The following is a 22,925-nucleotide window of genomic DNA, read 5'->3' as shown; positions in this document are numbered from 1 at the left end:
CCACGCCATTCATCGCGGTTCTCGTTCTGACCCGCCAAAAGGCGATATCCCGCACGGCTCCCGCTCGCGAAGGATTTCATGAACACATGCATGAGGGTCGCCCTCGTGGCAACGGTCGCCGCGCCCACCGCGACGGCTGAGGGTTCGGTTCGGCGTCGCAGGCTGGTCAGGAAGAAGCCGGCCCACCCCGCCAGGACGGGCTTCCCGGTGGACGCATCGCGCTGATGAGGGTGTCGAGCGGCACCCGGGCGAAACCGATGCGGGTGTCGCTCGCCCCATAGGGCAGCCACACGGCGTCGTCGTGAAGCAGGCCGCCGCAGGAGTACACGACATTGGGCACGTAGCCTTCGCGCTCGGTGCCGTCGGCGGTGAGGAGCGTTCCGGGGAGTTCGGCGATGACGCGGTGCGGCTCGTGCAGGTCGAGCAGCAGGGCGCCGATGGAGTAGTCGCGCATGGGGCCGACGCCGTGGGTCAGGACGAGCCAGCCGGAGCCGGTCTCGATGGGGGACCCGCAGTTGCCCACCTGGATGAGCTCCCAGTCCCAGCGGGGGGTGTGCAGCGGCGCCGATGGTTGCCAGCTGTTGTGCCGGTCGAGGGTCGTGAGGCCGATGGTCTCGCCGTCGGAACGGCACAGCGCCAGCGTCCGCCCGCCGACCGGTCGCGGGAAGAGCGCCATGCCCTTGTTGACGGCGGCCGAGCCGCGCATGGGAGTGATCGAGAAGCGGCGCAGGTCGTCGCTGGCGATCAGGTGTGAGCGGATGTGCTTGCCGTTGTAGGCGGTGTAGGTGGCCCGGTACGAAGGTGTGCCGTCCTGGTCGACGATCCGTACGAACCGGGCGTCCTCCATGCCGTTGGACTCGGCCGCGGTCGACGGCCAGAGCACTCGCCGGTGCAGGGGGAGATCGGCGGGGAAGGCGACGGCGTAGTCGGAGTGCGTCGCGCGGCGCATCTCTTCCAGAGTCGGCTGCGTGGAGGCGCGGGTGAGCAGGTCGGCGGGGAGCCGGGCGATCGCGCGCTCGAAGTCGTTGTCGTCGAAGCGTTCCGGCAGGGATCGCAGGACGGCGGCCGTCACCTCGTTGTCCCAGGCGCCGTCGCAGAGCCCGGCGGCGAGCAGGTCGCGCCGATGGCGGGTCCGGAGCCGGCACCCGACGGACAGCGTTCCCGAGCGGTCGGCGATCGCCAGGTCGGAGCCAGGGCCGAGCACCGCCGTGGCGAAGCCGATCGACGACAGGTGCCCCTCGCCTATCTGCCGCAGGCTGATCGCCACGCGGAGCTGTCCGGGGCGCAGGCCGGACTGGTCGGGATGGGGGACCATGGAGGGGTTGCACACCGCCGCGCCCTCCACGGCGTACTCGTGGCTGAAGTAGGCGCCCACGAGGAGGCGGGCCGGCAGGGACAGGTCGACGTCGCGCGGGACGCGATGGCGGACCAGGTCGTGGTGATGGGCGAAGGTCGTTTCGAGGTCGTGGTGGCGGTTGCCGAATCGTCGCAGCGTCTCCTGGAGCATTTCGGTGGTCTGGTCCTCGCCCAGCAGCATGATGCGGTCGATCAGCGCGGCGGCCCTGGTACGGGTGAGCGCGGCGTCCTCGCCGGGCACGAAGAGCTTGATGATCACTCTCCGCGGATCGGGAGTGAGGGCCGGGCCGAGCCGCGTGGCCAGATCCCTGATGGTCATGAGAGCCGCCTGGCGTGCTGCATGGTGGAGATCAGCGCGATGGTCGACTCCGCTCCCTGGTTGAGGTTCGGGCCGTGCTCGGTCAGGCCGTCGTAGCCGCCGCCGGTCGCCGGGTCCCACATCGGAAGGCCGGAGTCGTTGGCTCCCCGGAACCACGCCACCGACCGTCGTACCCGCTCGTGCCACGCGTCGTCGCCGGTCACGTGGGCCGCGGTGGCGCAGGCGTCGGCGAGCGCGGCCACCTCGATCGGCTGCTGGTCGTAGCGGGCCCGGGGCGCGTCCCGTCGCCAGCCGGTGGCGGGCACGACCGTGAGCAGGCCGTCCCTGGTCTGGATGTCCGACAGCCACGCCAGCATGCGCAGGCCGGTGGTGAGCAGCTGCCGGTCATCGCTCAGGTCCCCGGCGGAGATGACCACTTCGGCGAGAGCGGCGTTGGCGTAGGTCAGGTGCGGTTGCGGCCACGGCCAGGAGGGGTCCTCCGAGGGTGTGCCGATCGCCTCCACGGCGTCCATCAGCAGGGAGGCGGCCACGGTGCTGTCCGGGGTGGTGCGCAGGACCTCCGCCGCGCCGAGCCCGGCGAAGGCCATGGCGCGCGGATGCGGGGAGCGCTGTTCGGCGCCGCGAACGAAGGCGTGCAGCGCTTCGTCGCGGATCCAGGGGATGGCGTTGCGGGCCGCCGCGGTGCCCAGGCCCCACATCGCCCGTCCCCACCAGTCGCCGACGCCCGGCGGCTCGCTCCAGCGGCGGTCGAAGGTGAGCCGGTTGCGGAACGCGCCGGAACGATCCTGCGCGTGCGTGAGAAAGGCCAGGTAGCACTCGGTCAGCCGGGTCAGCTGATGGGCGGGGCGCGGTTCGCGGCTGACGACGATGAGGCCGCGGGCGACGTCGTCGGTGCAGTAGCCGTGCTCGCGGCGGACGACGGCGTGCCGGGCATGCTCGAACAGGCCGGTGTCGTCGCTCATCCGGAGCAGGTGCTTGAAACCGGGGTCGGTGGCGCTCATGGCAGCATCGCGGCCGGCCGCGCGGCGACGAGCGACCGGCCGAGGCCGTCGTACCGGGCCGCGACCGCCGGCCACAGCAGGGTCGGGATCAGGGCGCGGGTCCGCCCGGTGAGCTCGTCGGCCAGCCCGGGCTGCGTGAGGACACGGCGGACGGCGGAGGCGAGCGCGGCGGGGTCGCCGTGCGGAACGAGCAGCCCCGGGCCGCTGGTGAGCAGTTCCACGGCGTGCGGGAAGGCGGTGGCGACGACCGGCACGCCGGCGGCCACGGCCTCGATGAGGACACCGGAGGTGACCTGCTCCGCCGAGTCATAGGGCAGGATGACGACGTCTGCCGAGCGGACCAGCCGGCTCAGCGAGTCCTGATCCCGGTAGACGGGGTCGTGTCGTACGGCCGTGGACACGCCCAGCCGGGCGGCGAGATCGTGCAGGCCGTCGCGATACGCCTCACCCTGGAGCTCCAGCACCTTGGGGTGGGTCCTGCCGGCGATCGTGTAGATCGGCGAGGGGTCGAGGCCCGCCAGGAGCGCGAGGGCGCGCACCGCCCATTCGATCCCCTTGCCGGGTCCGAGCAGTCCCCACGTGAGCAGGTGCGGACGGGGGCGGCGCCGAGCCGGGACCCGCATGTGGTCGGCGGCCCCGTGCGGGATGACGGACACCTTGCCGGCGTCCACCCGGTAGCCGGCCCTCAACCGGTCGCGGGCGGTGCCGGTCATGGTCACGATCGCGTCGGCGGCGTCCACGATCTCCTCGAGCAGGGCCTTCTGCGGGGGAGTGGGCCTGGCCAGGACGGTGTGCAGGACCACGATGCTCGGCACGGTGAGGCACCGCAGCAACGGCAGGACGTCCTGGCCGTCCGGGCCGGGGAAGATGCCGTACTCGTGCTGCACGACGGCCACGTCGAAGTCCTCGAGAGCGGAGGCCGCGGCCTGCCAGCCGCCGGGCCCGCCGGGAGTCCACGTGTGCACGACCCCGGGCTGCGGCCGTTCGTCGTCACCTTCCGCGGTGACCCGGACGATCCCGCCGAACATGCCGCCCCGGGCCAGATGGGCGGCCAGGGCGGAGTTGAAGGTCGCCAGCCCGCACTGGGTGGGCGGGTGGGTGCTGAGAAATCCGTATGTGAGGACCAACTGCCTCGCCTTTCGGTCATCAGGCCGCGCCATGGTGCGTTCGGGTGCTGCCCGCTCGGTGAAGACGGCTGTCCGTCCGCCTGTGCGTGTGCGGTGGAACCTGGAGACTTCACCGGGGGCCCGTCCTCAGGCGGGGGCCCGGCCGACGCGACCGATCAGCTGATGGCGTGGTCCGCGTACCGTGACACTAGCAGGGGCTAACTTTGTCCTAACATTTCGCGGTAGATCGTCAGATAGCTGGCCACCATTCGATCCGCGCTGAACCTGCGTTCCGCCTGCGCGCGGCAACTCTCGCGGTCGATCGTCGCGATGCGTGCCACCGCGGTGACCGCCTCGTCGAGGGAGTCCACCAGGAAGCCCGTCACGCCCGGGTCCACGACTTCGGCCATGGACCCGCGCCGGTAGGCGACGACGGGCGTCCCGCAGGCCATCGCCTCGACCACCGACAGGCCGAAGGGCTCGTCGAACGCGATGGGATGCAGCAGCGCGGCGGCGCCGCCGAGGACCTGGCCACGCCGCTCCGGCCCGACCGGGCCGAGGAAGCTGACCTGCTCGCCGTCGATCTCCGGCACGATCTCCTCTTCGAAGTACCGCTCGTCCTGGACGATGCCGCAGATGGTCAGCGGCATCCCCGCCCGCCGGGCGATCTCGATGGCCGTGTGCGTCCCCTTGTCGGGATGGACGCGGCCGAACGCGATCAGCCGCCGGCCGCCCACCGGGTCGAAGGGGAAGGCGTCCAGATCGATGCCGTGGTGCACGGTGGCGACGTAGTCCAGCTCCGGGGCGCGGTCCGCGTCCGAGATGGACACGTAGGCCGACCGGGCACGGGCGTAGGCGGGCAGGATGCCCGTGCCGGAGAATCCATGGATCGTGGTGAGCAAGGGCGCCCGGCAATGGCCGGCGAAGGCCAGCGGCAGCCAGTCGAGATGGCTGTGGACGACGTCGAACTCGCCGGAACGGCTCAACGCGTGCGCGACATGCATCGCCTCCCACACCCGCCCGTCGAGCGCCGGATCGTCGGCGTACCCGCGCGGGCACACGCCGTCCAGCGCTCCGGAGGTGACCGAGTCCAGCGTGGCGAACAGCGTCACCTCGGCCCCGGCGGCGCAGAGCCCTTCGGCGAGCAGGCTCGTCACCTGTTCCCACGGGCCGTAATGGCGTGGAGGCGTGCGCCAGGCGACCGGTCCCAGCAGCGCGATCCTCACGTGAGGCAGGCTTCGCTCCGGCGTACGCCCGGCGTCGGTGCCATGGTTGACCTCCCTGTCCTGTCCAGCCGAGTCAACGCCACGGCGGACCGGCCGGAAACAGCTGATGCCGCAAGCGGTCATCACCACAACTGATGACGAGGCGGCGGCGTGACGGGCTCCTCGACGCCGTGGCGCGAAGTCCCGCGGCCGTCGGAGGCGGCCGGGATGCGCACGGCCAGGAGGGCGATGTCGTCGGCGGTGCCGGGAGGCATGCGGGCGAGGACCTGGTCGCAGAAGTCGTCCAGGGGATGGCAGGCCAGGGCGGCGGCGTGGCGGCGGAGCCGTCCCATGCCGGTGTCCAGATCGGTGCCGGGGACCTCGACCAGGCCGTCGGTGTAGAGCAGAAGGGTGGAGCGAGGAGGCAGGGGGACGGTGGCGTCCGTCCGGCCGACGTCGTTCAGGCCGGTGCCCAGCAGCAGGCCCTGTCCCTGTTCGAGGTATTCGGCGCGTCCGTCGGGGGTGACCAGCAGCGGCGGTGGATGGCCGGCGTTGGTCCATCGCAGTTGCCAGGGACCCTCGTCCGGGCCCTCGATGCGAGCCAGGATGACGGTGGCCAGCGGAACCTTCGTGATGACGGGGACGGCCTGGTCGAGGCGGTCGATGATGGCGCTGGGCGGTTCCGTCCGGTCCCAGGCCAGGGCGCGCAGCATGCCTTCCAGCTGGGCCATGCCCGCGGCGGCGGCCAGGTCGTGGCCGATGACGTCGCCGATGACCAGCGCGGTGGCGCCGTCACGCAGGAGGAACGCGTCGTACCAGTCGCCGCCCACCTGGGAGCCGGCGGGGGCGGGCTGGTAGCGGGCCGCCAGGCGCAGCCGGCCGGGTTGAGGCAGGGCGGCGAGCAGGTTGCGCTGCATGGCCTCGGCGATCTGGCGCTGGCGGCCGAACCGCAGGGTGTTGTCGATGGCCAGGCCGACGCGGCGGCCGATGTCGCCGATCAGGGCCACCTCGGCGGTGTCGAAGGGCCGAGCGGCGCCGGTACGGGCCAGGGTGAGGGCGCCTGTGACCCGCCGGACGGTACCCAACGGCACGATGACCGCGGAGGTGGCGCCCAGCGCCTGGAGGAATCCTGTCTGGACGGCCGCCAGGGGCGAATCGGGCGGGGGAGCGATGTCCCCTGGCCCCATCAGGACGGGTTCGCCGCCGTGCAGCACCCGTACCAGAGAGGAACGTGAGTGCTCGTCCAGCGCGGGGAGGGGGCCCTGCCACGCTTCCTGCTCGGCGTCGCGGCCTTCGGGCCCGATCACCGCCACCCTCTGGACGCCCTCCTCCGTACGCAGGTCGATGGCGACCCAGTCGGCCAGGCGGGGCACCAGCAGGCGGCCGAGCCGGGCGAGGGCCTCCTCGGTGTCCAGGGTCTGGGCCAGCGCTGTGGCGATCTCCGTGGCCAGGGCCAGCCGGTCGGTGAGACCTTCCAGGGCGGTCACGTGCGCCGCGAGGCCGACCGCGGCGTCCCGGTCGGTCGCGTCGCCGGTGAACAGCACGGTCATGCCGACCACCTCGCCGTTTCTGGTCACCGGATCGCTGATCCAGGTGACCGGGACGAGAAACCCGTCGCCGCCCAGGAAGCTGTCCACCTCGCGGGCGCGGACGTGCCGGGTCAGGGCCGTGAGCAGCCGGCACGGCTCATCCGGAAGGGTGGCATCGCCGGCGTGGCGGTGCAGGAGATCGTGGAAGTCCTGTCCGATCATCGCCGCCGCGGTACGGTTCAGCAGCTCCTCGGCAGCCGGGTTGACCGCGATGATCCGCTCGGAGGAGTCCAGCACGGCCACCCCGGCGCCCAGATGGTCGAAGACCTCCTGCCAGAACGCCGGCTGCGTCGCCCACCACCGGCCCTGACCGTCGGACGTGCTCTGGGCCACGCCGCTTCCTCCCACGGTAGACGTACCGCTCCCGGCCGGGGACAGCCGGCGGGCCTCGGTCAACTATCAGGGATGATCCCCGATGTGAAGCCGTTGTGCCCGGCGACGCGCTGGCCCGGGACAGCCCATGATCACGTGCGTGGCGCGATCCGTGCCATACCCTGTGTGGCAAGGCTGAGAATGCCTCTTGTCTCGGAGGCAACGGCCATCAGCAGAGAGCGAGACGCGACATGAGCAGTGCTCGCAAAACCGAGGGGCATGCCGCAGAGGCCCCCGCCCCTCCCGAAGAGGCCGACGAGCAGCCCGACCACGCGGCCAACGCGCAGTGGCTCAAGGACAACCCGGACGCCATGCCGCAGGTGGACGCCGGCCGGTGGGTCGTGTACGACCGTGCCGGCCAGTTGCGCGGCTACCTCGTCGGTGACGGCCCGACCCGCGACACCCGCTTCAAGGCGGTCAGCACCACACAGGAAGGCACGCCTCCTGACCAGGCGCTGGGCCACGGCATCACCCTGCACGACGCCGGGGCCCACCTCCTCGACGCCGGCCAGGACGGCAGGCGGCCCGAGGACGACACGGGCGACTGAGCACCGTAGCGGTGCCCGCACAGCACGCACGGCACCGGCTCGTCGCCGTAGGGGAGCGCGGGCCGGGGCCGGCGCGTGCGGCCGGTTCCGCGCCGACGGTGACCTGCGGCAGTTGCCATCGCCGTAGCTGATGATGCCAGCTGGGATCACCTGTTTCCCCCGGCTCGCTGATCACCTGGACTGGTGGGTGAGCAGACGGCGCAGCTCGCGTCGCTGTCATCGTGAGAGGGTCGTGATGACCCCGGACGCACCAGAATCGAAGGCGACCGACCGCGCCGGCCTGAACGGTCAGGTTCCGCGCTGTGATCACATCGATCAGTTCCCGGCTGTGAGGCACGGGCCACCCGAATGCACGGCGTGCCTGGCCCTCGGCCGCGCCTGGACGCGGTTGCTGGTGTGCCTGACCTGCGGCTGGGTGGCCTGCTCCGACGATTCGGCGGGCGGCCACGCCAAGGCGCACTACCAGGAGACCGACCACCCGGTGGCCGCCGTCCTGGAACCGCCCTCGACCTGGCGCTGGTGCTACGTGCACCGGCGGACTGTGTAGACGAGGCGAAACCGGCAGGACCACGACGGCGCGTCGCCGTCCTCCCCGGGACGAGCATCCCGAGCCCAGCCCTGGCTCATCGGTTCTGGTGATAACCGGCGCCGCCCTTGCTCCGTTCCCCTCGCCAGGCCGGGGCGGACACTGGGGAGTCCGAGCCGCCTGACCGTGGCAGAGCAGTGAAGGAAGATCGCGATGAGTCTGCGTTGGGAAATCAGCAACAAGGTCCAGAGGCTCAAGGGCTGGGCCGGGCGGCGCTTCGGCCGCCTCACCGGCAACCGGCGCCGGCAGATCGCGGGCAAGGCGAAGCCGGCCGGAGGGAAAGCCAGGGACGCCTTCAAACGCTGATCCCCCGCTTCGACGAACCGGCCGCTGGACGCCGGCGTGTCCGATCTGCCGGAGGTCCGTTGCCGGGTCGGTGATCCGGCCCGTCGGACAGGGACGGCAGGATGCGGGCATGACGTTGTCGACGAGGTTCACGGAGATGCTCGGCGTGCGCCACCCGATCGCGCTGGCGCCGATGGGCGGCTCGGCCGGTGGCGCGCTGGCCGCGGCCGTCTCCCGCGGTGGCGGCTTCGGGATTCTGGGCGGCGCGTACGGGGACCCGGAGTGGCTGGCACGTGAGGTGCCGATCGTCGCGGGCACCGATGAGCCGTGGGGTGTCGGATTCCTGACCTGGGGGATCGATCTGGCCGCGGTGGAGCTGGCGCTGAGCTACGGCCCCACCGCGGTGATGCTGTCCTTCGGCGATCCGGGCCCGTACGCCGAGCATGTCCGCCGGGCAGGAGCCCTGCTGATCCTCCAGGTCACCGATCTGGAGGAGGCCAGGCGAGCCGTGGACCTGGGCGCCGATGTGATCGTGGCCCAGGGGACCGAGGCCGGTGGGCACGGAGCCGCGCGCGGCCGGTCGACGTTGCCGTTCGTGCCCGTGGTGGTGGATCTGGTGGCTCCGGTGCCGGTGCTGGCGGCGGGCGGGATCGCGGATGGACGCGGTGTGGCGGCGGCTCTCGTGCTGGGCGCTGCCGGAGCGCTCGTCGGCACCCGCTTCCAGGCCACCACCGAGGCCCTGGTCGATCCCTCGATCACCAAGGCGATCGTCGAGGGGCGGGGCCAGGACACCGAGCGCAGCACCGTCCTGGACATCGCGCGAGGCTCCACGTGGCCGTCGAAGTACCCCGCCCGCACCCTCGGCCACCCCTACCTCGACCGCTGGCGCGGCCGGGAGGCCGAGCTCGCCGCCGATCCCCAAGCCCTTCGGGACTACCAGGACGACGTGGCACGCGGCGCGATCCCCCGGCAGCCGGTGTGGGCGGGCGAGGCCATCGACCTCATCACTGACCTGCCCTCGGCGCAGGACCTGGTCACCACGATGGCCACCCAGGCGGAGGACGCGTTGACCCGAGCGGGACGCCGCTGACCCGCTGCCGGTCCGGCTCTGTCGTCACGTGCCCGGAGTGAGATCACCGAACCGAGAGCGGTCCACCAGGTCGAGGCGGGCACTCCCGAGCAGTACCGGCAACTGGCCGACGGCCGCCTGGACATCGCCATCGCCTGGTGATCGCCCCTGGAGATGGATCCTTTCCGCATGGCCTGTTTCGGTCCGGCACCCGTCGGTGTGCTCTGGAGACGAACACGTTCGGCCGCCGCAGGGGGCGATCACGCGGCGGCCGGCATCCTGCCTCGACCGGTCCGTCGCCTTCGGCGCCATCCCCGACCTCGCTCCGTCCGACGCATTCGAGCCCGAAAGGCGACATGACATGAACCCGCACAACGACGACGAACTCCTCGACGAAACGGCCGACCGGCCGTCGCTCCCGCCCGAGCCCGTGTCCAGACGCGGCAACGACGGCAAGAGCAGGCCGCCGCCGCCGTCCGACAAGCTGGTCTTCGGCCCGGTGATCCGGCCCGGCCTACCGCCGGCACCGCCCGAGCCGCTGCTCAGCCCCGAGCCGCTGCTGAGCGGCGAGCCTGCCGACTGACCCAGCCCGATGGCCGCCGGCTCAGGTCGTACGTCGCCGCCGTCCAAGATCCCTTCATGGCCGTACCACCGCGACGGAGCTGCGCGCGCCGTGCAAGATCCCGAGGGTGACGGATCCGAGCATCACGGTGCCGATCGCCCCTCTGCCCTGAGAGCCCACGACGACCAGATCCGCCTGGGCGGAAGCGCTGACGAGAGCATCGACGGGGTGGGTGCGACGGACGTCCTCGATCACCGGAACCTGCGGATATCGCTGCCGCCATCCCTGGAGGATGACGGCCGCGATCCGGCACTGGGCGGCGTGGATCTCGTCCAGGTCATAGGCGCTGTCGGGGATGTGGGCGTGCGCCGGCGGTTGCCACGCGTAGACCGCGCGCAGCGTGCTCGCGCGCAGCCTCGCCTGCTCGAAGGCGTAGGCGAGGGCGGGCTCGCAGGCGGGATAGTCCTCGAGCCCGACGACGACCTCCCCGTGGGTGGTGTCGGGGTCGGATCGGACGACGACCACCGGGCCGTGCGCGTGCCCGGCCACGTGGGCGCTCACCGAGCCCAGCGCGGCCCCGGGCAACCCGCCGAGGCCGCTGCCGCCGATCACGATCTCGGCGGAGTCGCCGGCCTGGTTGCGCAGTGCCGCGGTGGCGGCGCCCTGGAGCAGCTCGCAGCCGACCTCGATGCCCGGCTGCCGCTTGCGCGCGACCGCCTCGGCGTCGTCCAGCACGCTCTGCGCGCTGACCATGATGGCATCACCCTGGCCCGGGGTGGCGAACATCGCGATCTCGTACGGCGTGCGGCCGACGGCGTGGACGATGCGGAGCCGCGCCCCCGCGCGAGCGGCGTCGTCGGCCGCCCACTCGACGGCCGCGGTCGCGGCATCCGAGCCGTCTACGCCCACGACAATGACATGATTCATGGCCACTCCAGTTGTGCCTGCAGTTCACTGATCGCTCGAAGCGCGAATGTGCCGGGCTGGACCTGCGCATTTCGATGTCGTGGACGGATCGCCCTCATCAGGCTCATGGCGCTTCCCTTCGGCCGGCCCCGGGCGCAACGCGACCTGGTCCCAGGCTGGCCCTCCTGACAAGGACGGGAAACAGGCGATCACCGACCCGATCATCACCGCAACCGATAACGGCGCCGATCTTTCTGATGGCGGCTCTGTGTCACTCCTTGTTCCGCCGAACGCCGTTCCCGCTCTCGAACCGGACCAAGCCCTGGAGGCGCACCCTGCCGATGACCCGCTGAGTGCGATCTGGATCCGGGCTAGTAACGGTGTGGTCCGACGTGCCCCTCGAACAGCAGGCACGGCGCCGGCTCGTCGGCGTAGGGGGAGCGCGGGTCGGGGTCGGGGTCGGCGCGTTCGGCCGGGCACGGCGGCAGCGTGACCAGTTCGCGGGCGCGGATGTCCCAGCGGATCCAGATGAACCGGTCCGGCCCGGGCAGCAACTGGACGTGTGCCGCGTGAGCGCCCGCGTGGCCGGGCTGCAGCTCGCACCCGTAGACGGCCTTGCGTCCGTGCCGGCCTCCCTCGGCCAGCGGAGCCCATTCCGCGTCGGTGAGGACGTTGTAGTGAGGGCAGTCCTGCTCACCGGTGTGCCGCTGCAGCCCGGTGGCGAGCGCGCCCGCCAGCCCCGCCGCGGTGAAAACCTGATGGACGGCGTTGTGGACCCGCTCGACGTCGTCGTCGCTCAGCTCCACCGCCCCGAGCTGGTCGGCCAGCAGCCGTACATGGGTGGCGAAGTGCCGGCAGGCGTCGACGAGCGCGCTCACCGGAGCCACCGCGTCATGCGGCGGGCCGGTCGGCTCGTCTCGATGCGTCACGACATCCACACTACGCCGCCCCTCAGCCAGGCACGGCGGCGGCACGCGCTCACCTCCGCGACCGCCGTGCTGTTCGGCCCCCACACCCCGACTCTCCTGAGCCGTCGGATCTGCCGGCCGTCCTCGGACGGTCCTCAGGGAGGGGTGGCGCCGGGCTCTGGTCGGTCGTCAACCCGCCGTAGGATCGGCGATGGCGCAGATCCGGGTGGACAGGTAAAACAAGCCCTGGATGCCCGAGACGTGGAACACCTGGGTGGGCCGCGAAGCCGCCGAGCAGTGCGCCTGCGACGCCGAGCACGAGACCCGGCCGTTGATCGCCGGCGGCGATAATCCTTGCTCAGATCGGTGATTTCCGCTCCGGCCGGCCTGCTGGATGATCAGAGCACTGCACGCACGACACCGCTCACGCCGGCGCCCTCGCAACGTGTTCACGCCGCCGCCTCGAACCGGCCGCCCTCTTGTCTCCCGCACCCCCCGTAGGAGCCCGGCATGAACACCACGCGCACCGCGAGCGTTTCCGCACTCGTGATCGCCGCCCTGATCGAACGGCTCGTGATCGCACTCCACCCGATCACCGCCACCGACCGCCTCCTGCGCATCACCCCGCTCGCCGATCGCACGGGCCTGCGGATCGAAGGCGAACTCGACCGCTTCACCCTGCCCGCGCTGAGGCGCGCGCTGGCCTCGCTGGCGAGCGGAGACCGCGGCTTCTGCGTGGATCTGAGCGGCCTGGAGTTCATCGACGTCGGCTGCCTGCGCGCCCTCGTCGGCGCCGCCGCCACCATCCACGACGACGGCTGCGGTGGCCATGTTCTGACGTTGTACTCGGTGCCTCCACAGGTGCGACGCCTGCTCGAGCTCACCGGCTGGCACCGGACGCCCGGTCTCCACCTGCAGGCGTCGGTGCGGCCCGGCTGACCCACGCCTGGCCCGGCTCGCTCATGAGTGCACCGGCTCCGGGGCCGGGCGCCCTGCGCGCCTTGCTCCGCTGCACCAGCCTGCTCGTCCTCGACCTGCCCGGGGTGCCGTACTGCGACGCTGCCGGGCTGGGCGTCGTGGTCGACGTCCAACACCAGGCCAGAACCCGGCTGTGGCCCCAGCGACATTCCTATTCTTCGGACTTTCTGGCTCGAAGGCTGAAAGCGCGCCTATTTCCGACCGGTGGGGAAGTTTCCCGTGCATGGATCCCCCTCAGGAGCGTCTGTTGCGGTTGGTGCCTGCGACCTTGGCGAGGATGGCCGCGTGGTGCGCGTGCCTGATCGTCATCGGCATCGTGGCCAACTACGTGTTCGGTTTCGTGGCGACGATGCGCATTGTCGCCCTGCCGGTGGCGGTCGCCCTGCTGCTGACCGCGCTGCTGTTCCCGCTCACCCGGCGCCTGCGCGCGTCGGGCCTGCGGGCGATCTACGCCACCTGGGTCACCATGCTCGTCGCCCTGGCCGTGCTGGGCGGGACGGGCTGGATCATCGGCGTGCGGGCCAACGCGGAGTTCCCCGGCCTGGTGACACAGGTCAGGCAGACGGCCAAGACGGTGGAGGGCTGGCTCTACACCGGCCCTCTGCACGTGGAGCCCATCCAGCTCAGCGGCTGGGTGGACGAGATCGCCCAGTTTGTCACCGAGCGGCAGCAGCAGATCACCTCGACGGTTCTCGCGGGCACCGTGGTGGTGGTCGAGGTGCTGGCCTCGATCGTGCTCCTGCTGTTCGTGACGTTCTTCCTGCTCAAAGACGGTGACCGGATCTGGTCCTGGTTCCTCAAGGGGTTCGGCCGGAGGGCACCGCGGGTCGACCGGGCCGGGCGGACCGCCTGGGCCACGCTGTCCCACTACGTGCAGGGCACAGTGGCCGTGGCCGCGGTGCACGGCGTGCTCATGGGTGTGGTGCTGGCCGTCATGGGCGTCCCGCTGTGGGCGGCACTGGCCGTACTGATCTTCCTGGCCAGCTTCATCCCGATCGTCGGCATACTCTTCGCCGGTGCGGTCGCGACGCTGGTCACGCTCGGCGCGAAGGGCCCGATCTACGCGCTGATCTTCATCGGCATCCTGATCGTCGAGCAGCAACTGGAGAACCACGTGCTCCAGCCGCTGATCGTCGGCCGGGTGCTGCACTTCCACCCGCTCGCGATCATCATGGTGCTGGCCGTCGGCGGCATCCTGGCAGGGATCGCGGGCGCGGTCGTGGCCGTGCCGATCACCGCCATTCTCTACCGGGCCGTGCCAGAGCTGTTCAAGGACGATCCGATTCCCCTCCCGGCAGGACCGGCCCCGCAGCCACCGGCACAGGCCGTACCTCCTGGGAAGGAACCCGAACAGAAGGATTGACGGGATCCCACCCACGGCGCGTTCGAGGCGGACCGGTGGACGCGGATCGTTCTGTGAACGCGCTCGGCGTGCACTGGCCGCGCGAGAGCTCGCTCAGCAGACCCTCGACCTCGCACGCCACGCCGTCCGACGCTGGTACGCGCGCCGCGTCGACGCCACCCCACGCCTCCTGGTACAGGACACGGCCGACGCCGTGCGGCAACACGACATCGAGGAGACGATGCGGCGGCGACGCAGACGCTGGAGCTGCGCGACGGAGGATGGTCAGGGGCCGTCAGAGGCCGGACCGGCAGGTGATGCGCACCCGTCACGGGCCTTCCCGGCCAGCGCCCGGTCGGCTGCGGCGCTGAGCGATCGTGCGGCGGCGGCTACCTCAACGAGCTGCCCTGGCGTCATCGCCTCCAGACACGCGGCGAGCCGCTGCCGGTCGCCGTGGCAGGCCATGCTCATCGCGTTCTGAAGGGCGAGTGTGCGCGAGGCCGTGCTGACCGCCTTCAGGACGCCGGCCAGGGCCTGATCCATGCCACTGTCAGGACCTGGCCACTGCGGATGCCGGGCGTCGGCCATCATTCACCTGCCGTCCTTGGCTCCGAGCGGGAACGTTCAGCCAGGAATCGTGCCTTACAGCCTGCCGGGCCGGCGACCCTCATGGAGGCGTGCGCCGTTGTGGCGGCGGTCCGGAGTGGAGGCGTCGCCCCGGAGCGGAGGCGCTGCCGGGATGCTGCATCGTGGGGCGCAGTGTGTGTTTGCCGGCCACCATGCGGCGGTGTTGGAGGCCGTCGGCGGGGTGCCAGCGCACGTTGGTGGCCCAGTTCAGGCGTTCGAACAAGCGGATCAGTGCCGCTGAGGGGTCGATCTGGCGAGGACCGCGGCCGTGCCGGGCGCAGCCGGGGTGGCTGTGGTGGCCGTGGTGCCAGCTCTCGCCGAAAGACCGCAGGGCCAGTAGCCACAGGTGGGTGAAGCGGTCGTGGCGGCGGGTGGTGTGCGGCCGGCGTCTGATCATGTGGCACAGGGAGTTGATGCTCCAGGTGACGTGCTGCAGCAGGGCGATGCGGACCAGGCCGGCCCAGATGAACGCGGTCAGCCCGCCGTACAGGCTGCCGCTGATCGCCCAGCCTGCCGCGAACGGCAGGAGCAGGGAGGCGGCGCACAAGGCGGGGAAGGCACGCGAGATGCGCAGCATGGCGGGATCGTTGCGGAGCAGGCCGGGGGCATACCGGGCGACCGAGGTGGCCTCGCTGGAAAACAGCCGGCCCAGGTGGGCGTGGGCCAGGCCGCGCAGCCGGCCGCCGAGATGAGCGCCGTAGCGGTAGGGGGAGTGTGGGTCGCAGCAGGTCGGTGAGGGTAACCCCGTTTCCCCACGCCATCCAGACGCCGGCGGCCAGCGCGACGAACGGCGTGACCATGATCGCGGCTGTCAGCGTCACCGGGGCGATGACGGCCCGCACGGGCGCAGCGGGGCGGGGGAACGGCGAGTTGCCGTCATGGCTCGCCTCGGCGGGCCTGCGGGTGGCCGGCAGGCCGGTCACGCCATGATCGGGAAGCGGTGGTCCAGGCCGGCGCCGCGCAGCAGCCGCGCCATGAACGGGGGAACGCCGGTCAGGGCCAGCGTGATGCCCAGGGCCCGGGCACGGCCTTGCACGCCGATCAGCACGCCGATCCCGCCTGGCCCGCAGAAGGTGACCTGGGACAGATCCAGGACGAGCAGGTCGGTGCTGTGGTCGAGGGTGTTGATCAGCCTCTGGCGCAGGCGGGCTGTGGTGAAGATGCCGATGTTCCCCGACAGATGGACGAGGGTCGGTACCGAGGTGGTCGCCCCGCCGAGAGGGGCGGTGTCGATGACGGTCATGCAAGTTTCCTCACTGGAGAAGCTGAAATGGACGGGATCGGCCCGACTTGTTGGCGCAGCTGGGAGGCCGGGCAGTTCGGCGGCCGCATGGCGGGAGCAGGGCCACCCGGCCCCGTACACCACCGCTCGCCGATTCGGCACCGGGTGGAGGCTGAGCCGTAGCTTGGAATCGGCCCGGGGGATCGCCGATGAGGCGGCGCTGAGCGGAGCGGGCTGAGAAAGAAGTGCCGGCGTCATGTCGTCTAACCTGTCCGGGCCTCGAGAGGCCGGTGGTGGTTCGCCGCGGGTGACGCAGACCTGAATGCCAACGCTCGAAAAGTCCTCGGTATTTTTATTCTACCTTAAGAGTTCCGGAATTATGTAATTCCGGAAGTGCGCTGAGCCCATTTCATCCCGTGCGGCCGGATATCGACGTGTTGCCGGGACGTAGGAAACACGGAAGCGACCAGCACGTCACCCCACGCACATGGCGTGCACAGTCCGCCGACGCTGTTCGGGAGCGCCGGAGCGATGGGGTAGCGAAAACGTTCTGATGCGTGGAGCATGCTCGCCGGTCAGCGGTTCGGGCGGCGCGCCCCGGCCCCGTACCCGCAGGCTCGCCATCGCCGGAGCTGATGAGGCTAGCTGGTATTGCGTGTTTCCGCCGAGCCGGCTGAGCACCTTGACTGGCCAGTGACCAGTCGGCGCACCTTGCGTCGCTGTCACCGTGAGGGGGTCGTGATGGCCCTGGACGCACAAGGAACGGACGCGACCGACCGTGCAGGTCTGAACGGTCAGGCTCCGCGCTGTGATCACGTCGATCAGCCCTCGGCCGTGGCGTACGGGCCACCCGAGTGCACGGCGTGCCTGGCTCTGGGCCGGGTCTGGACGCGGTTGCTGGTGTGCCTGAGCTGCGGGTGGGTGGCCTGTTCCGACGATGCGCGAGGTGGCCACGCCCGCGCCCACTACGAGGAGACCGACCACCCGGTCGTGGCCACCCTGGAGCCCGGATCCACCTGGCGCTGGTGTTACGTGCACCGCCGCACGGTATAGGCGCATGAACGAGACGGAAGAGAACCTATGACCACCATTTCCGAGCAGGCGGCGCAACGCCGTCAGGACTACGACGGCACCTCGCCCTTCCCCGGGGCGGAAGAGCACGTTCCCGCCCGGCCCTGCGCTCATCGGTTCCGGTGATAACCGGCGCCGTCATTGCTCGTTTCCCCCTCATCAGGGCGGGGCGGACATTGAGAGTTCAAGCCGCCTGACCGTGGCAGAGCAGCGAAGGGAGATCGCGATGAGTCTGCGTTGGGAGATCAGCAGCAAGGTCCAGATCGTCAAGGGCTGGGCCAGACAGCGCTTCGGCCGTGCCACCGGCAACCGGCGCCGGTAGGACGCGGGCAAGAGCGATCGCGTCGCAGGCAATCTGAAGCAGGCCGGCGGGAAGGCCGGGGACACCTTCGAACGCTGATCCCCGCTTCGGCAGACCGCCCGGCGGGTCCACGTCCCTGAGCTGGGATCCTCAGCCCGGCAAGTACGGCCGGGGCCGCCTCCGGGGGTCACACGCTCATGAGGGACCTAGAGTGGGAGTCGACGGCCCGCATCGGCGCCGCCCGGGCAGGGAGGGGGCGGGCATGGAGTTACGGCAGCTGCGCTATTTCGTGACGCTGGCGGAGGAGTTGCATTTCGGCCGGGCGGCCGCGCGTGAGCACATCGTGCAGTCCGCGCTGAGCCAGCAGATCCAGCGGCTGGAGCGTGAGCTGGGGGTGCGGCTGCTGGATCGCAGCACGCACCACGTCGATCTCACCCCGGCGGGCGCTGCCCTCCTGGTCGAGGCGCGTCAGATTCTCGATCACGTCAGCAGGGCCGGGCAGGCCGCGCGTAACGCTGCCGCATCGGTGCCGACGCTGCGCGTCGGCATCATCGACGCCGGTTACGACACCATGCCGCAGATCCTGCGCGAGCTCCAGCGCAGCCATCGCGGCATCACGATCCACCAGGTCGAGGCGGGCACCCCCGAGCAGTACCGGCAACTGGCCGACGGCCGCCTGGACATCGCCATCGGACATGCCTCCCAGGCCCCGGCCGACGTCGCCGCCAAGCTGATCAGGCTCGATCCGCTGGGCGTGCTGGTGCCTGACGACCACCGCTTCGCCGAACTCGACGGCGTGCCCGTCGCCGCCCTCGCCGGCGAGTTGTTGCTGCTCGGTGAGGAGTCGCAGACCCCGGAGCTCAACCAGTTCGTTCTCGCGCTGTGCCGTTCTGCCGGGTTCACGCCCGCCCTCTACGAGGGCACCGTCGAGAGCTCCCGGGCCGCGGCCGATCTTGTCCTCCAGCACCGCTGCGTGTACTGCGTGCCCTCCTCCTCCCGCTCCTCCAACCGGCCGGGCACCACCTGGCGGCCCCTGATCGAGCCCGCCACGCACTATCCGTGGTCCCTGCTGTGGCACCAGGACAACCCCTCTTCCCACATCGCCACCGTCATCGACAGCGCCCGGCACCTGGCCGGGCGGCTCGATTGGCTCGAACCCACCGCCCCCACTGCCGGGAAGGACGCGCCGAGCGCCGTCGGCCCCAGTGATGCGCCGGCCTGAACCGCCCGGTGACCGCGCCTGGAGACGGACCCTTTCCGCATGGCCTGTTTCGGTCCGGCACCGTCGCCACACACCCTCCCGAACTCATCTGCCCGGCTGGCGGCGGAGGGAGTACGGTCAGCGCCTGAACATTCTCCCGATTTCCCCGCTGTGCTGTCCCGGATCATTTCCGGTCCGGCTCGCCATGCCTTTCGACTTCAGGTGCTGGTTTCCGATGGCGCGGCCGAAGCAGAGCATGAGCCGACCCTGAACGGCCCGCATTCTGGACCTGATCTTCCTTGTCGGGCTCACGGCGCTTCGACTGCTCTCGGACGCAGCGCGGCCCGGTCCAGGCTGCTCTTCCTGGCGAGAGCAGGACACAGGAAATCACCGATCTGATTATCACCGCGACCGATGACAACGCCGATTTGTCTGCTGATTTCCTTGGTGCCGGCACGATGTCTTTGTCTCGCCAAACGAGGTAGAATAGAAAATACCGAGGACATTTCGAGCGTTGGCATTCGGGTTGGCGTCGCCCGCGGCGATAGACCACTTCCGGCCCCGTGATGAGGGGCCCGACAGGCCAGGCAACCATGATGACGACACTTCTTCCCCCGTCCAGCCCGGTTCTCGTGGCCCAGTCCGCGCCCAGGCTCAGCCTGAACGCCGTCCTCGACCGGCGAGGCACGGTCGACGGGGCGTGGTGGCCGCGCACCCGCGATGCCGCCGCCGAACTGCCCGCCCTCATCTCCGCCGTCGACCAGCGGCTTGACAGGGCTGTCCTGCGTGTGGGCGTGCATGTGGACGCCTGGGATCACCTTCCGCGCCGCATCCCGGCCCGGGGTCGCCAGGTCAGAGTGGGCTGGTTCCGCAGCGCCGACCCGCACCTGATCACCCTGAGCATCGCGGGAACCGTGCCCATCACCCTGCTGGTCATCCCGCCCCGCACTGCGGCCGGCCCCGCCATGGCCGCGCTCGCGCTCGCCGCCGCGGGCACGGTCGGCGTCCGTCCCGCCGACATCCTCCACCCTGCGGCCCCGGAGGAGGGCTCACCTGGCCGGGACGGTTCAGCCTCCTGGGAGAACGAGGGCGGCCGCGTCACCGATCCCGTGCCCGTACGGCCCGCCACCGTCTAGCCCCATGCCGAGCCGCCGATCCCGGCGGCCACGGACTTCCGATGTGCACGGTTCGGAGGCTTTCCGCGTGGATGCGTGGGCGCGCGCATCCGCGCGGAGGACGAGCAGGTCTGCTCGCCCGGCCCTCGCAGCCGTAACAACGCCATGCCCAAGAGGTTCAGCACCATCTGGCGCCCAGGCAGAGGCCGCGCCACCTCTTCCTTCCTGCGATCCTCCACAAGAGAGGAACGATCATGAGTTCGACGACCCCGTTCGTCACGCGAGCCCCCACGCCCGCGGTCCGGCCGTACCCGATCCAGGTGCACGCCCGACAGGACCACCCTCTGTCACGCTGGTTATGGCTGATGAAATGGCTGCTGATCGCGCCACACGTGTTGATCCTGATCCCGCTGTGGATCGCCTTCTGCCTGCTCAGCCTTGTAGCGCTGGTCGCGATCGTGATCACCGGCCGGTATCCGCGGTCGATCTTCGACTTCAACGTCGGTGTGCTCCGCTGGAGTTGGCGCGTGGGCTACTACGCCTACAACGCGCTCGGCACCGACCGCTACCCGCCGTTCGCGCTGCGGGAGATCCCCAGCTACCCGGCCGGACTGAACCTCGAGTACCCGGTGCGACTGCACCGCGGCCTCGTCCTGGTGAAGTGGCTCCTGGCCGTCCCGCACCTCGTGATCGTCGGGATCCTGTTCAGCGGGAGCGCCTGGATCGGGTGGCAGGCCAGTGGCGAGGCATGGAGCTGGGGCGGCGGCGGTCTGGTCGCACTGCTCGTCCTGATCGCCGGGCTCACGCTCACCATCACCGGCCGGTATCCCCGGCCTCTGTTCGACCTCGTCCTCGGCCTGAACCGCTGGGGGCTACGGGTCGCCGGCTACGCGGCCCTGATGACCGACCGATATCCGCCCTTCCGTCTCGATCTCGGCGGAGACGACCCCGCAGGCGCCGCCGCCCCGAGCAGCGAGCCTGCCGCACGCTCGCGAGACACGGCATGAGCAGTGCTCGCAACACCGAGGTTCAAGCCGCAGAGAACCCCGCCCAGCCGAATGAGGCCGATGGGCGACCCGATCACGCGGCCAACGCGCAGTGGCTGAAGGACGGCCCCGACGCCGTGCCTCAAGCGGGCGACGGGCGGTGGGCCGTCGACGACCGTGCGGCCGGCTGCGCGGCCACCCCGTCGGCCGACCCGCGACGCCCGATTCAGGGTGACAGGCGCTGGGCCGATCATCCGGTGTAGCGGTGAACGCAGCCGTGGCCTTCGGCGGCGTCGAACCCGCCGCCCCCCAACGGTCAGGTGCTCACGACCGGTGTGGCTCGTGCTCCTGGGAACACGATGCCGGGCCGGTCTCTGCACCGAAGGCGCCGGTTATCAGCTCTGGAGATGACCTGCGTATGAATTGCCCGTTTCCTCCGGCCGTGCACTCCTGTGCGCTGAAGGGGACAGCCCGGAACCCAACCTCCTGGCTGCCGGCCGCCTGATCGATGACTTCACAGGAGAGACCCCATGACCGAGCCCACCCAGACCAAGCCCCCCATCGTCCTCATTCATGGGCTGTGGCTGACCCCGCGCGCCTGGGAGCACTGGATCGAGCGCTACGCCGGGCTCGGTCACCAGGTGTCCGCCCCGGCCTGGCCCGGCATGGAGATCGAGGTCGAAGCCCTGCGCAAGAACCCCGAAGTCATGAACGGCCGGGGCGTCACCGAGGTGGCCGACTTCTACGAGAAGATCGTCCGGGAGCAGGACAGGCCCCCCATCATCGTCGGCCACTCCTTCGGCGGTCTGATCACCCAGATCCTGCTGGACCGCGGCCTCGGCGCCGCCGGCGTCGCGATCCACCCCACCCCGATCAAGGGCGTGCTGAGGCTGCCGCTCAGCAGCCTGCGCTCGGCCTTCCCGGTCCTGTCCAACCCCGGCAACCGCTCCCGCACCGTGGCGCTGAGCGCCAAACAGTTCCACTACGCGTTCACCAACACCCTGACCGCGCAGGAGTCCGAGCGAATCTACCAGCGCTACCACGTCCCCGCCCCTGGCCGGCCGCTGTTCCAGGCCGCCATGGCCAACCTGCAACGGCACCCCGCCACCGGAGTCGACGTGCACAACGACACGCGCGCCCCGCTGCTCCTGATCGCCGGCGGCGCCGATCACGCCGTCCCCGCCACCCTGGTACGGCAGACCTACCAGCGCTATCACAAGTCCCGCGCGGTCACCGACTACCACGAGTTCGCCCGCATGCCGCACTTCGCCCTCGGCGCTCCCCAATGGGAACGCGTCGCCGACCACGTCCTGCACTGGGCCGTGCGGTACATCACGAGACACCCCAGAAGCGACCGCGGCGACACACGGTAGGCGCATCGCCCCGTCGGTCGGCCCGGCCGCCTTGCGCAGCACCGCCGTCGGGACCGCCTGGCGGCGGTGTCACGGACGATCCCTGACGGCCGTCCGCCCGAGGCGTACCCGAGCTCCCGCTCATGGTCCACACCGAAGCAATCGAGACCGTGCGGCCTGTCTCGCCGCCTACCGCGCACCCCACTTCTGATTGTCTGCAACGGAACTATCTGCTACGGTCCTTGCTGACAGATTGCATGTCCAGCGGCGGCGCCCTCTTCACGACGTGCCGCCTGATGGGGGAGAACATGGACGAGAACCAGTCGGGCCCGGCCCCTCGGTCGCTGAGCGAGGAGGAACTGCTGAAGCTGCTCGACGCACAGCAGTTCGGCGTGCTGGCGACGGTCAAACGCAGCGGCCACCCCGCCATGTCCACGGTCCTCTACCGATGGGACCCGGCCGGGCGGATCGTCAGGATCTCCACGACGGCCGGCCGGCTCAAGGCACGCCAAGTGCGCAACAACCCGCACGTCTCCCTGCACGTGCAGGGACCCGACGTCTGGTCGTTCGCCGTGGCCGAGGGCGAGGCCGAGGTGTCCGGCGACGCCGACGAACTCCTGGCCTTCGCGGGCGACCAGCCGGATACCGCCGCCTTCCTGGAGCAGCAGGCCCGCGAACAGCGCGTGGTGATCAAAATCAAGGTCTCCCGCTTGTACGGCACAGCGTTGGACCTCCCCTGAGCGGAGGCGATCACCCCGAAGGCGCGCCTCGGGAGACATAACACGAAACCTCCCCTGGCGCGACGACAGATCGCTAGGCTGCGATGATGGAACACGCTACCGACGTGCCCGAGAGTTCCGGCGGCGTGCAGCGCCCTGCCTGGATCACGCCCGCCACCCAGCCTCTTGATCCGGCGAT

Annotated in this window: 24 protein-coding genes; 14 read left to right on the top strand and 10 right to left on the bottom strand. The window is 70.7% G+C overall.

The features are described 5' to 3' along the window. Positions 1-166: 166 nt before the first annotated feature. The 5 genes from ACBJ32_RS30215 to ACBJ32_RS30195 all read right to left on the bottom strand — a co-directional run bounded on the left by ACBJ32_RS30215 (position 167) and on the right by ACBJ32_RS30195 (position 6,909). Positions 167-1,675, bottom strand: a complete 1,509-nt coding sequence (locus ACBJ32_RS30215; protein ID WP_375129570.1) for a glycoside hydrolase family 130 protein — start codon at positions 1,673-1,675, stop codon at positions 167-169. Continuing rightward, positions 1,672-2,676: a glycosyltransferase gene (locus ACBJ32_RS30210; RefSeq protein ID WP_375129569.1), complete on the bottom strand. Its 1,005-nt coding sequence runs from the start codon at positions 2,674-2,676 to the stop codon at positions 1,672-1,674. Before ACBJ32_RS30210 ends, ACBJ32_RS30215 begins: the two co-directional genes overlap by 4 nt. Next, positions 2,673-3,803, bottom strand: a complete 1,131-nt coding sequence (locus ACBJ32_RS30205) for a glycosyltransferase (RefSeq protein ID WP_375129568.1) — start codon at positions 3,801-3,803, stop codon at positions 2,673-2,675. Before ACBJ32_RS30205 ends, ACBJ32_RS30210 begins: the two co-directional genes overlap by 4 nt. Before the next feature lie 197 nt (positions 3,804-4,000). Continuing rightward, positions 4,001-5,008, bottom strand: a complete 1,008-nt coding sequence (locus ACBJ32_RS30200) for a glycosyltransferase family 4 protein (protein WP_357880418.1) — start codon at positions 5,006-5,008, stop codon at positions 4,001-4,003. A gap of 122 nt (positions 5,009-5,130) precedes the next feature. Then, positions 5,131-6,909, bottom strand: coding sequence for a SpoIIE family protein phosphatase (locus ACBJ32_RS30195; protein WP_375129567.1), 1,779 nt, complete (start codon positions 6,907-6,909; stop codon positions 5,131-5,133). Positions 6,910-7,139: 230 nt separating this feature from the next. Between ACBJ32_RS30195 and ACBJ32_RS30190 the strand changes: the two genes are divergently transcribed. The 5 genes from ACBJ32_RS30190 (at position 7,140) to ACBJ32_RS30170 (ending at position 10,019) form a co-directional block, all read left to right on the top strand. Next, a complete protein-coding gene (locus ACBJ32_RS30190; protein WP_375129566.1) occupies positions 7,140-7,496 on the top strand; it encodes a hypothetical protein in 357 nt (118 codons plus the stop codon). Positions 7,497-7,824: 328 nt separating this feature from the next. Further along, entirely contained in the window at positions 7,825-8,043 is a 219-nt protein-coding gene (locus ACBJ32_RS30185) for a UBP-type zinc finger domain-containing protein (RefSeq protein WP_375129565.1), read from the top strand. A gap of 192 nt (positions 8,044-8,235) precedes the next feature. Continuing rightward, positions 8,236-8,388: a hypothetical protein gene (locus tag ACBJ32_RS30180; RefSeq protein WP_375129564.1), complete on the top strand. Its 153-nt coding sequence runs from the start codon at positions 8,236-8,238 to the stop codon at positions 8,386-8,388. A 109-nt stretch (positions 8,389-8,497) separates the two neighbouring features. After that, the gene (locus tag ACBJ32_RS30175) at positions 8,498-9,457 is read left to right on the top strand and encodes an NAD(P)H-dependent flavin oxidoreductase (protein ID WP_375129563.1); all 960 of its coding nucleotides are present in this window, start codon (positions 8,498-8,500) and stop codon (positions 9,455-9,457) included. A 340-nt stretch (positions 9,458-9,797) separates the two neighbouring features. Beyond that, on the top strand, positions 9,798-10,019 hold the full coding sequence (locus tag ACBJ32_RS30170; protein WP_375129561.1) for a hypothetical protein: 222 nt from the start codon (positions 9,798-9,800) through the stop codon (positions 10,017-10,019). Between the two features lie 54 nt (positions 10,020-10,073). On the opposite strand, the gene ACBJ32_RS30165 is transcribed toward ACBJ32_RS30170, so the two are convergent. After that, entirely contained in the window at positions 10,074-10,925 is an 852-nt protein-coding gene (locus ACBJ32_RS30165) for a universal stress protein (protein ID WP_375129560.1), read from the bottom strand. A 350-nt stretch (positions 10,926-11,275) separates the two neighbouring features. After that, on the bottom strand, positions 11,276-11,833 hold the full coding sequence (locus ACBJ32_RS30160) for a hypothetical protein (protein WP_375129559.1): 558 nt from the start codon (positions 11,831-11,833) through the stop codon (positions 11,276-11,278). Between the two features lie 489 nt (positions 11,834-12,322). Between ACBJ32_RS30160 and ACBJ32_RS30155 the strand changes: the two genes are divergently transcribed. Both ACBJ32_RS30155 and ACBJ32_RS30150 read left to right on the top strand, forming a co-directional pair. After that, positions 12,323-12,751 (top strand): STAS domain-containing protein, encoded by a 429-nt coding sequence (locus ACBJ32_RS30155; RefSeq protein WP_375129558.1) that lies wholly within the window; start codon positions 12,323-12,325, stop codon positions 12,749-12,751. 316 nt (positions 12,752-13,067) lie between these two features. After that, the gene (locus ACBJ32_RS30150; protein WP_375129557.1) at positions 13,068-14,153 is read left to right on the top strand and encodes an AI-2E family transporter; all 1,086 of its coding nucleotides are present in this window, start codon (positions 13,068-13,070) and stop codon (positions 14,151-14,153) included. Positions 14,154-14,417: 264 nt separating this feature from the next. Here ACBJ32_RS30150 and ACBJ32_RS30145 read toward each other — a convergent pair whose 3' ends face one another. Next, on the bottom strand, positions 14,418-14,723 hold the full coding sequence (locus tag ACBJ32_RS30145) for a hypothetical protein (RefSeq protein ID WP_375129556.1): 306 nt from the start codon (positions 14,721-14,723) through the stop codon (positions 14,418-14,420). Between the two features lie 76 nt (positions 14,724-14,799). Continuing rightward, positions 14,800-15,336 (bottom strand): hypothetical protein, encoded by a 537-nt coding sequence (locus tag ACBJ32_RS30140; protein ID WP_375129555.1) that lies wholly within the window; start codon positions 15,334-15,336, stop codon positions 14,800-14,802. A gap of 155 nt (positions 15,337-15,491) precedes the next feature. Here ACBJ32_RS30140 and ACBJ32_RS30135 point away from each other — a divergent pair, with 155 nt between their 5' ends. After that, on the top strand, positions 15,492-15,689 hold the full coding sequence (locus tag ACBJ32_RS30135; protein WP_375129554.1) for a hypothetical protein: 198 nt from the start codon (positions 15,492-15,494) through the stop codon (positions 15,687-15,689). On the opposite strand, the gene ACBJ32_RS30130 is transcribed toward ACBJ32_RS30135, so the two are convergent. Then, a complete protein-coding gene (locus ACBJ32_RS30130) occupies positions 15,679-16,002 on the bottom strand; it encodes an STAS domain-containing protein (RefSeq protein ID WP_375129553.1) in 324 nt (107 codons plus the stop codon). The genes ACBJ32_RS30135 and ACBJ32_RS30130 overlap by 11 nt on opposite strands. 813 nt (positions 16,003-16,815) lie before the next feature. On the opposite strand from ACBJ32_RS30130, the gene ACBJ32_RS30125 reads away from it, so the two are divergent. The 6 genes from ACBJ32_RS30125 (at position 16,816) to ACBJ32_RS30100 (ending at position 22,747) form a co-directional block, all read left to right on the top strand. Continuing rightward, on the top strand, positions 16,816-17,034 hold the full coding sequence (locus tag ACBJ32_RS30125; RefSeq protein ID WP_375129552.1) for a UBP-type zinc finger domain-containing protein: 219 nt from the start codon (positions 16,816-16,818) through the stop codon (positions 17,032-17,034). Positions 17,035-17,615: 581 nt separating this feature from the next. Continuing rightward, positions 17,616-18,575, top strand: a complete 960-nt coding sequence (locus tag ACBJ32_RS30120) for a LysR family transcriptional regulator (RefSeq protein WP_375129551.1) — start codon at positions 17,616-17,618, stop codon at positions 18,573-18,575. A gap of 572 nt (positions 18,576-19,147) precedes the next feature. Next, positions 19,148-19,690, top strand: a complete 543-nt coding sequence (locus ACBJ32_RS30115) for a DUF5994 family protein (protein WP_375129550.1) — start codon at positions 19,148-19,150, stop codon at positions 19,688-19,690. 233 nt (positions 19,691-19,923) lie between these two features. After that, positions 19,924-20,676, top strand: coding sequence for a DUF4389 domain-containing protein (locus tag ACBJ32_RS30110; RefSeq protein ID WP_375129549.1), 753 nt, complete (start codon positions 19,924-19,926; stop codon positions 20,674-20,676). Positions 20,677-21,185: 509 nt separating this feature from the next. Next, entirely contained in the window at positions 21,186-22,028 is an 843-nt protein-coding gene (locus ACBJ32_RS30105; protein WP_375129548.1) for an alpha/beta hydrolase, read from the top strand. A gap of 221 nt (positions 22,029-22,249) precedes the next feature. Next, positions 22,250-22,747, top strand: coding sequence for a pyridoxamine 5'-phosphate oxidase family protein (locus ACBJ32_RS30100; RefSeq protein WP_375129547.1), 498 nt, complete (start codon positions 22,250-22,252; stop codon positions 22,745-22,747). The last annotated feature ends 178 nt before the right edge of the window (positions 22,748-22,925 follow it).

The sequence above is a fragment of the Nonomuraea sp. GTA35 genome (genome assembly GCF_041950525.1).
In the GTDB taxonomy this organism is placed as follows: domain Bacteria; phylum Actinomycetota; class Actinomycetes; order Streptosporangiales; family Streptosporangiaceae; genus Nonomuraea.
The sequence above is the reverse complement of the archived record's forward strand: the minus strand, read 5'-3'. Positions and strand labels throughout refer to the sequence as shown.

Bases quoted from the DNA above. Each gene is read 5' to 3' on its own strand.
- ACBJ32_RS30215 (WP_375129570.1), bottom strand. From the start codon at position 1,675: ATGACCATCAGGGATCTGGCCACGCGGCTCGGCCCGGCCCTCACTCCC.
- ACBJ32_RS30210 (WP_375129569.1), bottom strand. From the start codon at position 2,676: ATGAGCGCCACCGACCCCGGTTTCAAGCACCTGCTCCGGATGAGCGAC.
- ACBJ32_RS30190 (WP_375129566.1), top strand. From the start codon at position 7,140: ATGAGCAGTGCTCGCAAAACCGAGGGGCATGCCGCAGAGGCCCCCGCC.
- ACBJ32_RS30180 (WP_375129564.1), top strand. From the start codon at position 8,236: ATGAGTCTGCGTTGGGAAATCAGCAACAAGGTCCAGAGGCTCAAGGGC.
- ACBJ32_RS30175 (WP_375129563.1), top strand. From the start codon at position 8,498: ATGACGTTGTCGACGAGGTTCACGGAGATGCTCGGCGTGCGCCACCCG.
- ACBJ32_RS30170 (WP_375129561.1), top strand. From the start codon at position 9,798: ATGAACCCGCACAACGACGACGAACTCCTCGACGAAACGGCCGACCGG.
- ACBJ32_RS30165 (WP_375129560.1), bottom strand. From the start codon at position 10,925: ATGAATCATGTCATTGTCGTGGGCGTAGACGGCTCGGATGCCGCGACC.
- ACBJ32_RS30155 (WP_375129558.1), top strand. From the start codon at position 12,323: ATGAACACCACGCGCACCGCGAGCGTTTCCGCACTCGTGATCGCCGCC.
- ACBJ32_RS30150 (WP_375129557.1), top strand. From the start codon at position 13,068: ATGGCCGCGTGGTGCGCGTGCCTGATCGTCATCGGCATCGTGGCCAAC.
- ACBJ32_RS30145 (WP_375129556.1), bottom strand. From the start codon at position 14,723: ATGATGGCCGACGCCCGGCATCCGCAGTGGCCAGGTCCTGACAGTGGC.
- ACBJ32_RS30140 (WP_375129555.1), bottom strand. From the start codon at position 15,336: ATGCTGCGCATCTCGCGTGCCTTCCCCGCCTTGTGCGCCGCCTCCCTG.
- ACBJ32_RS30130 (WP_375129553.1), bottom strand. From the start codon at position 16,002: ATGACCGTCATCGACACCGCCCCTCTCGGCGGGGCGACCACCTCGGTA.
- ACBJ32_RS30120 (WP_375129551.1), top strand. From the start codon at position 17,616: ATGGAGTTACGGCAGCTGCGCTATTTCGTGACGCTGGCGGAGGAGTTG.
- ACBJ32_RS30115 (WP_375129550.1), top strand. From the start codon at position 19,148: ATGATGACGACACTTCTTCCCCCGTCCAGCCCGGTTCTCGTGGCCCAG.
- ACBJ32_RS30110 (WP_375129549.1), top strand. From the start codon at position 19,924: ATGAGTTCGACGACCCCGTTCGTCACGCGAGCCCCCACGCCCGCGGTC.
- ACBJ32_RS30105 (WP_375129548.1), top strand. From the start codon at position 21,186: ATGACCGAGCCCACCCAGACCAAGCCCCCCATCGTCCTCATTCATGGG.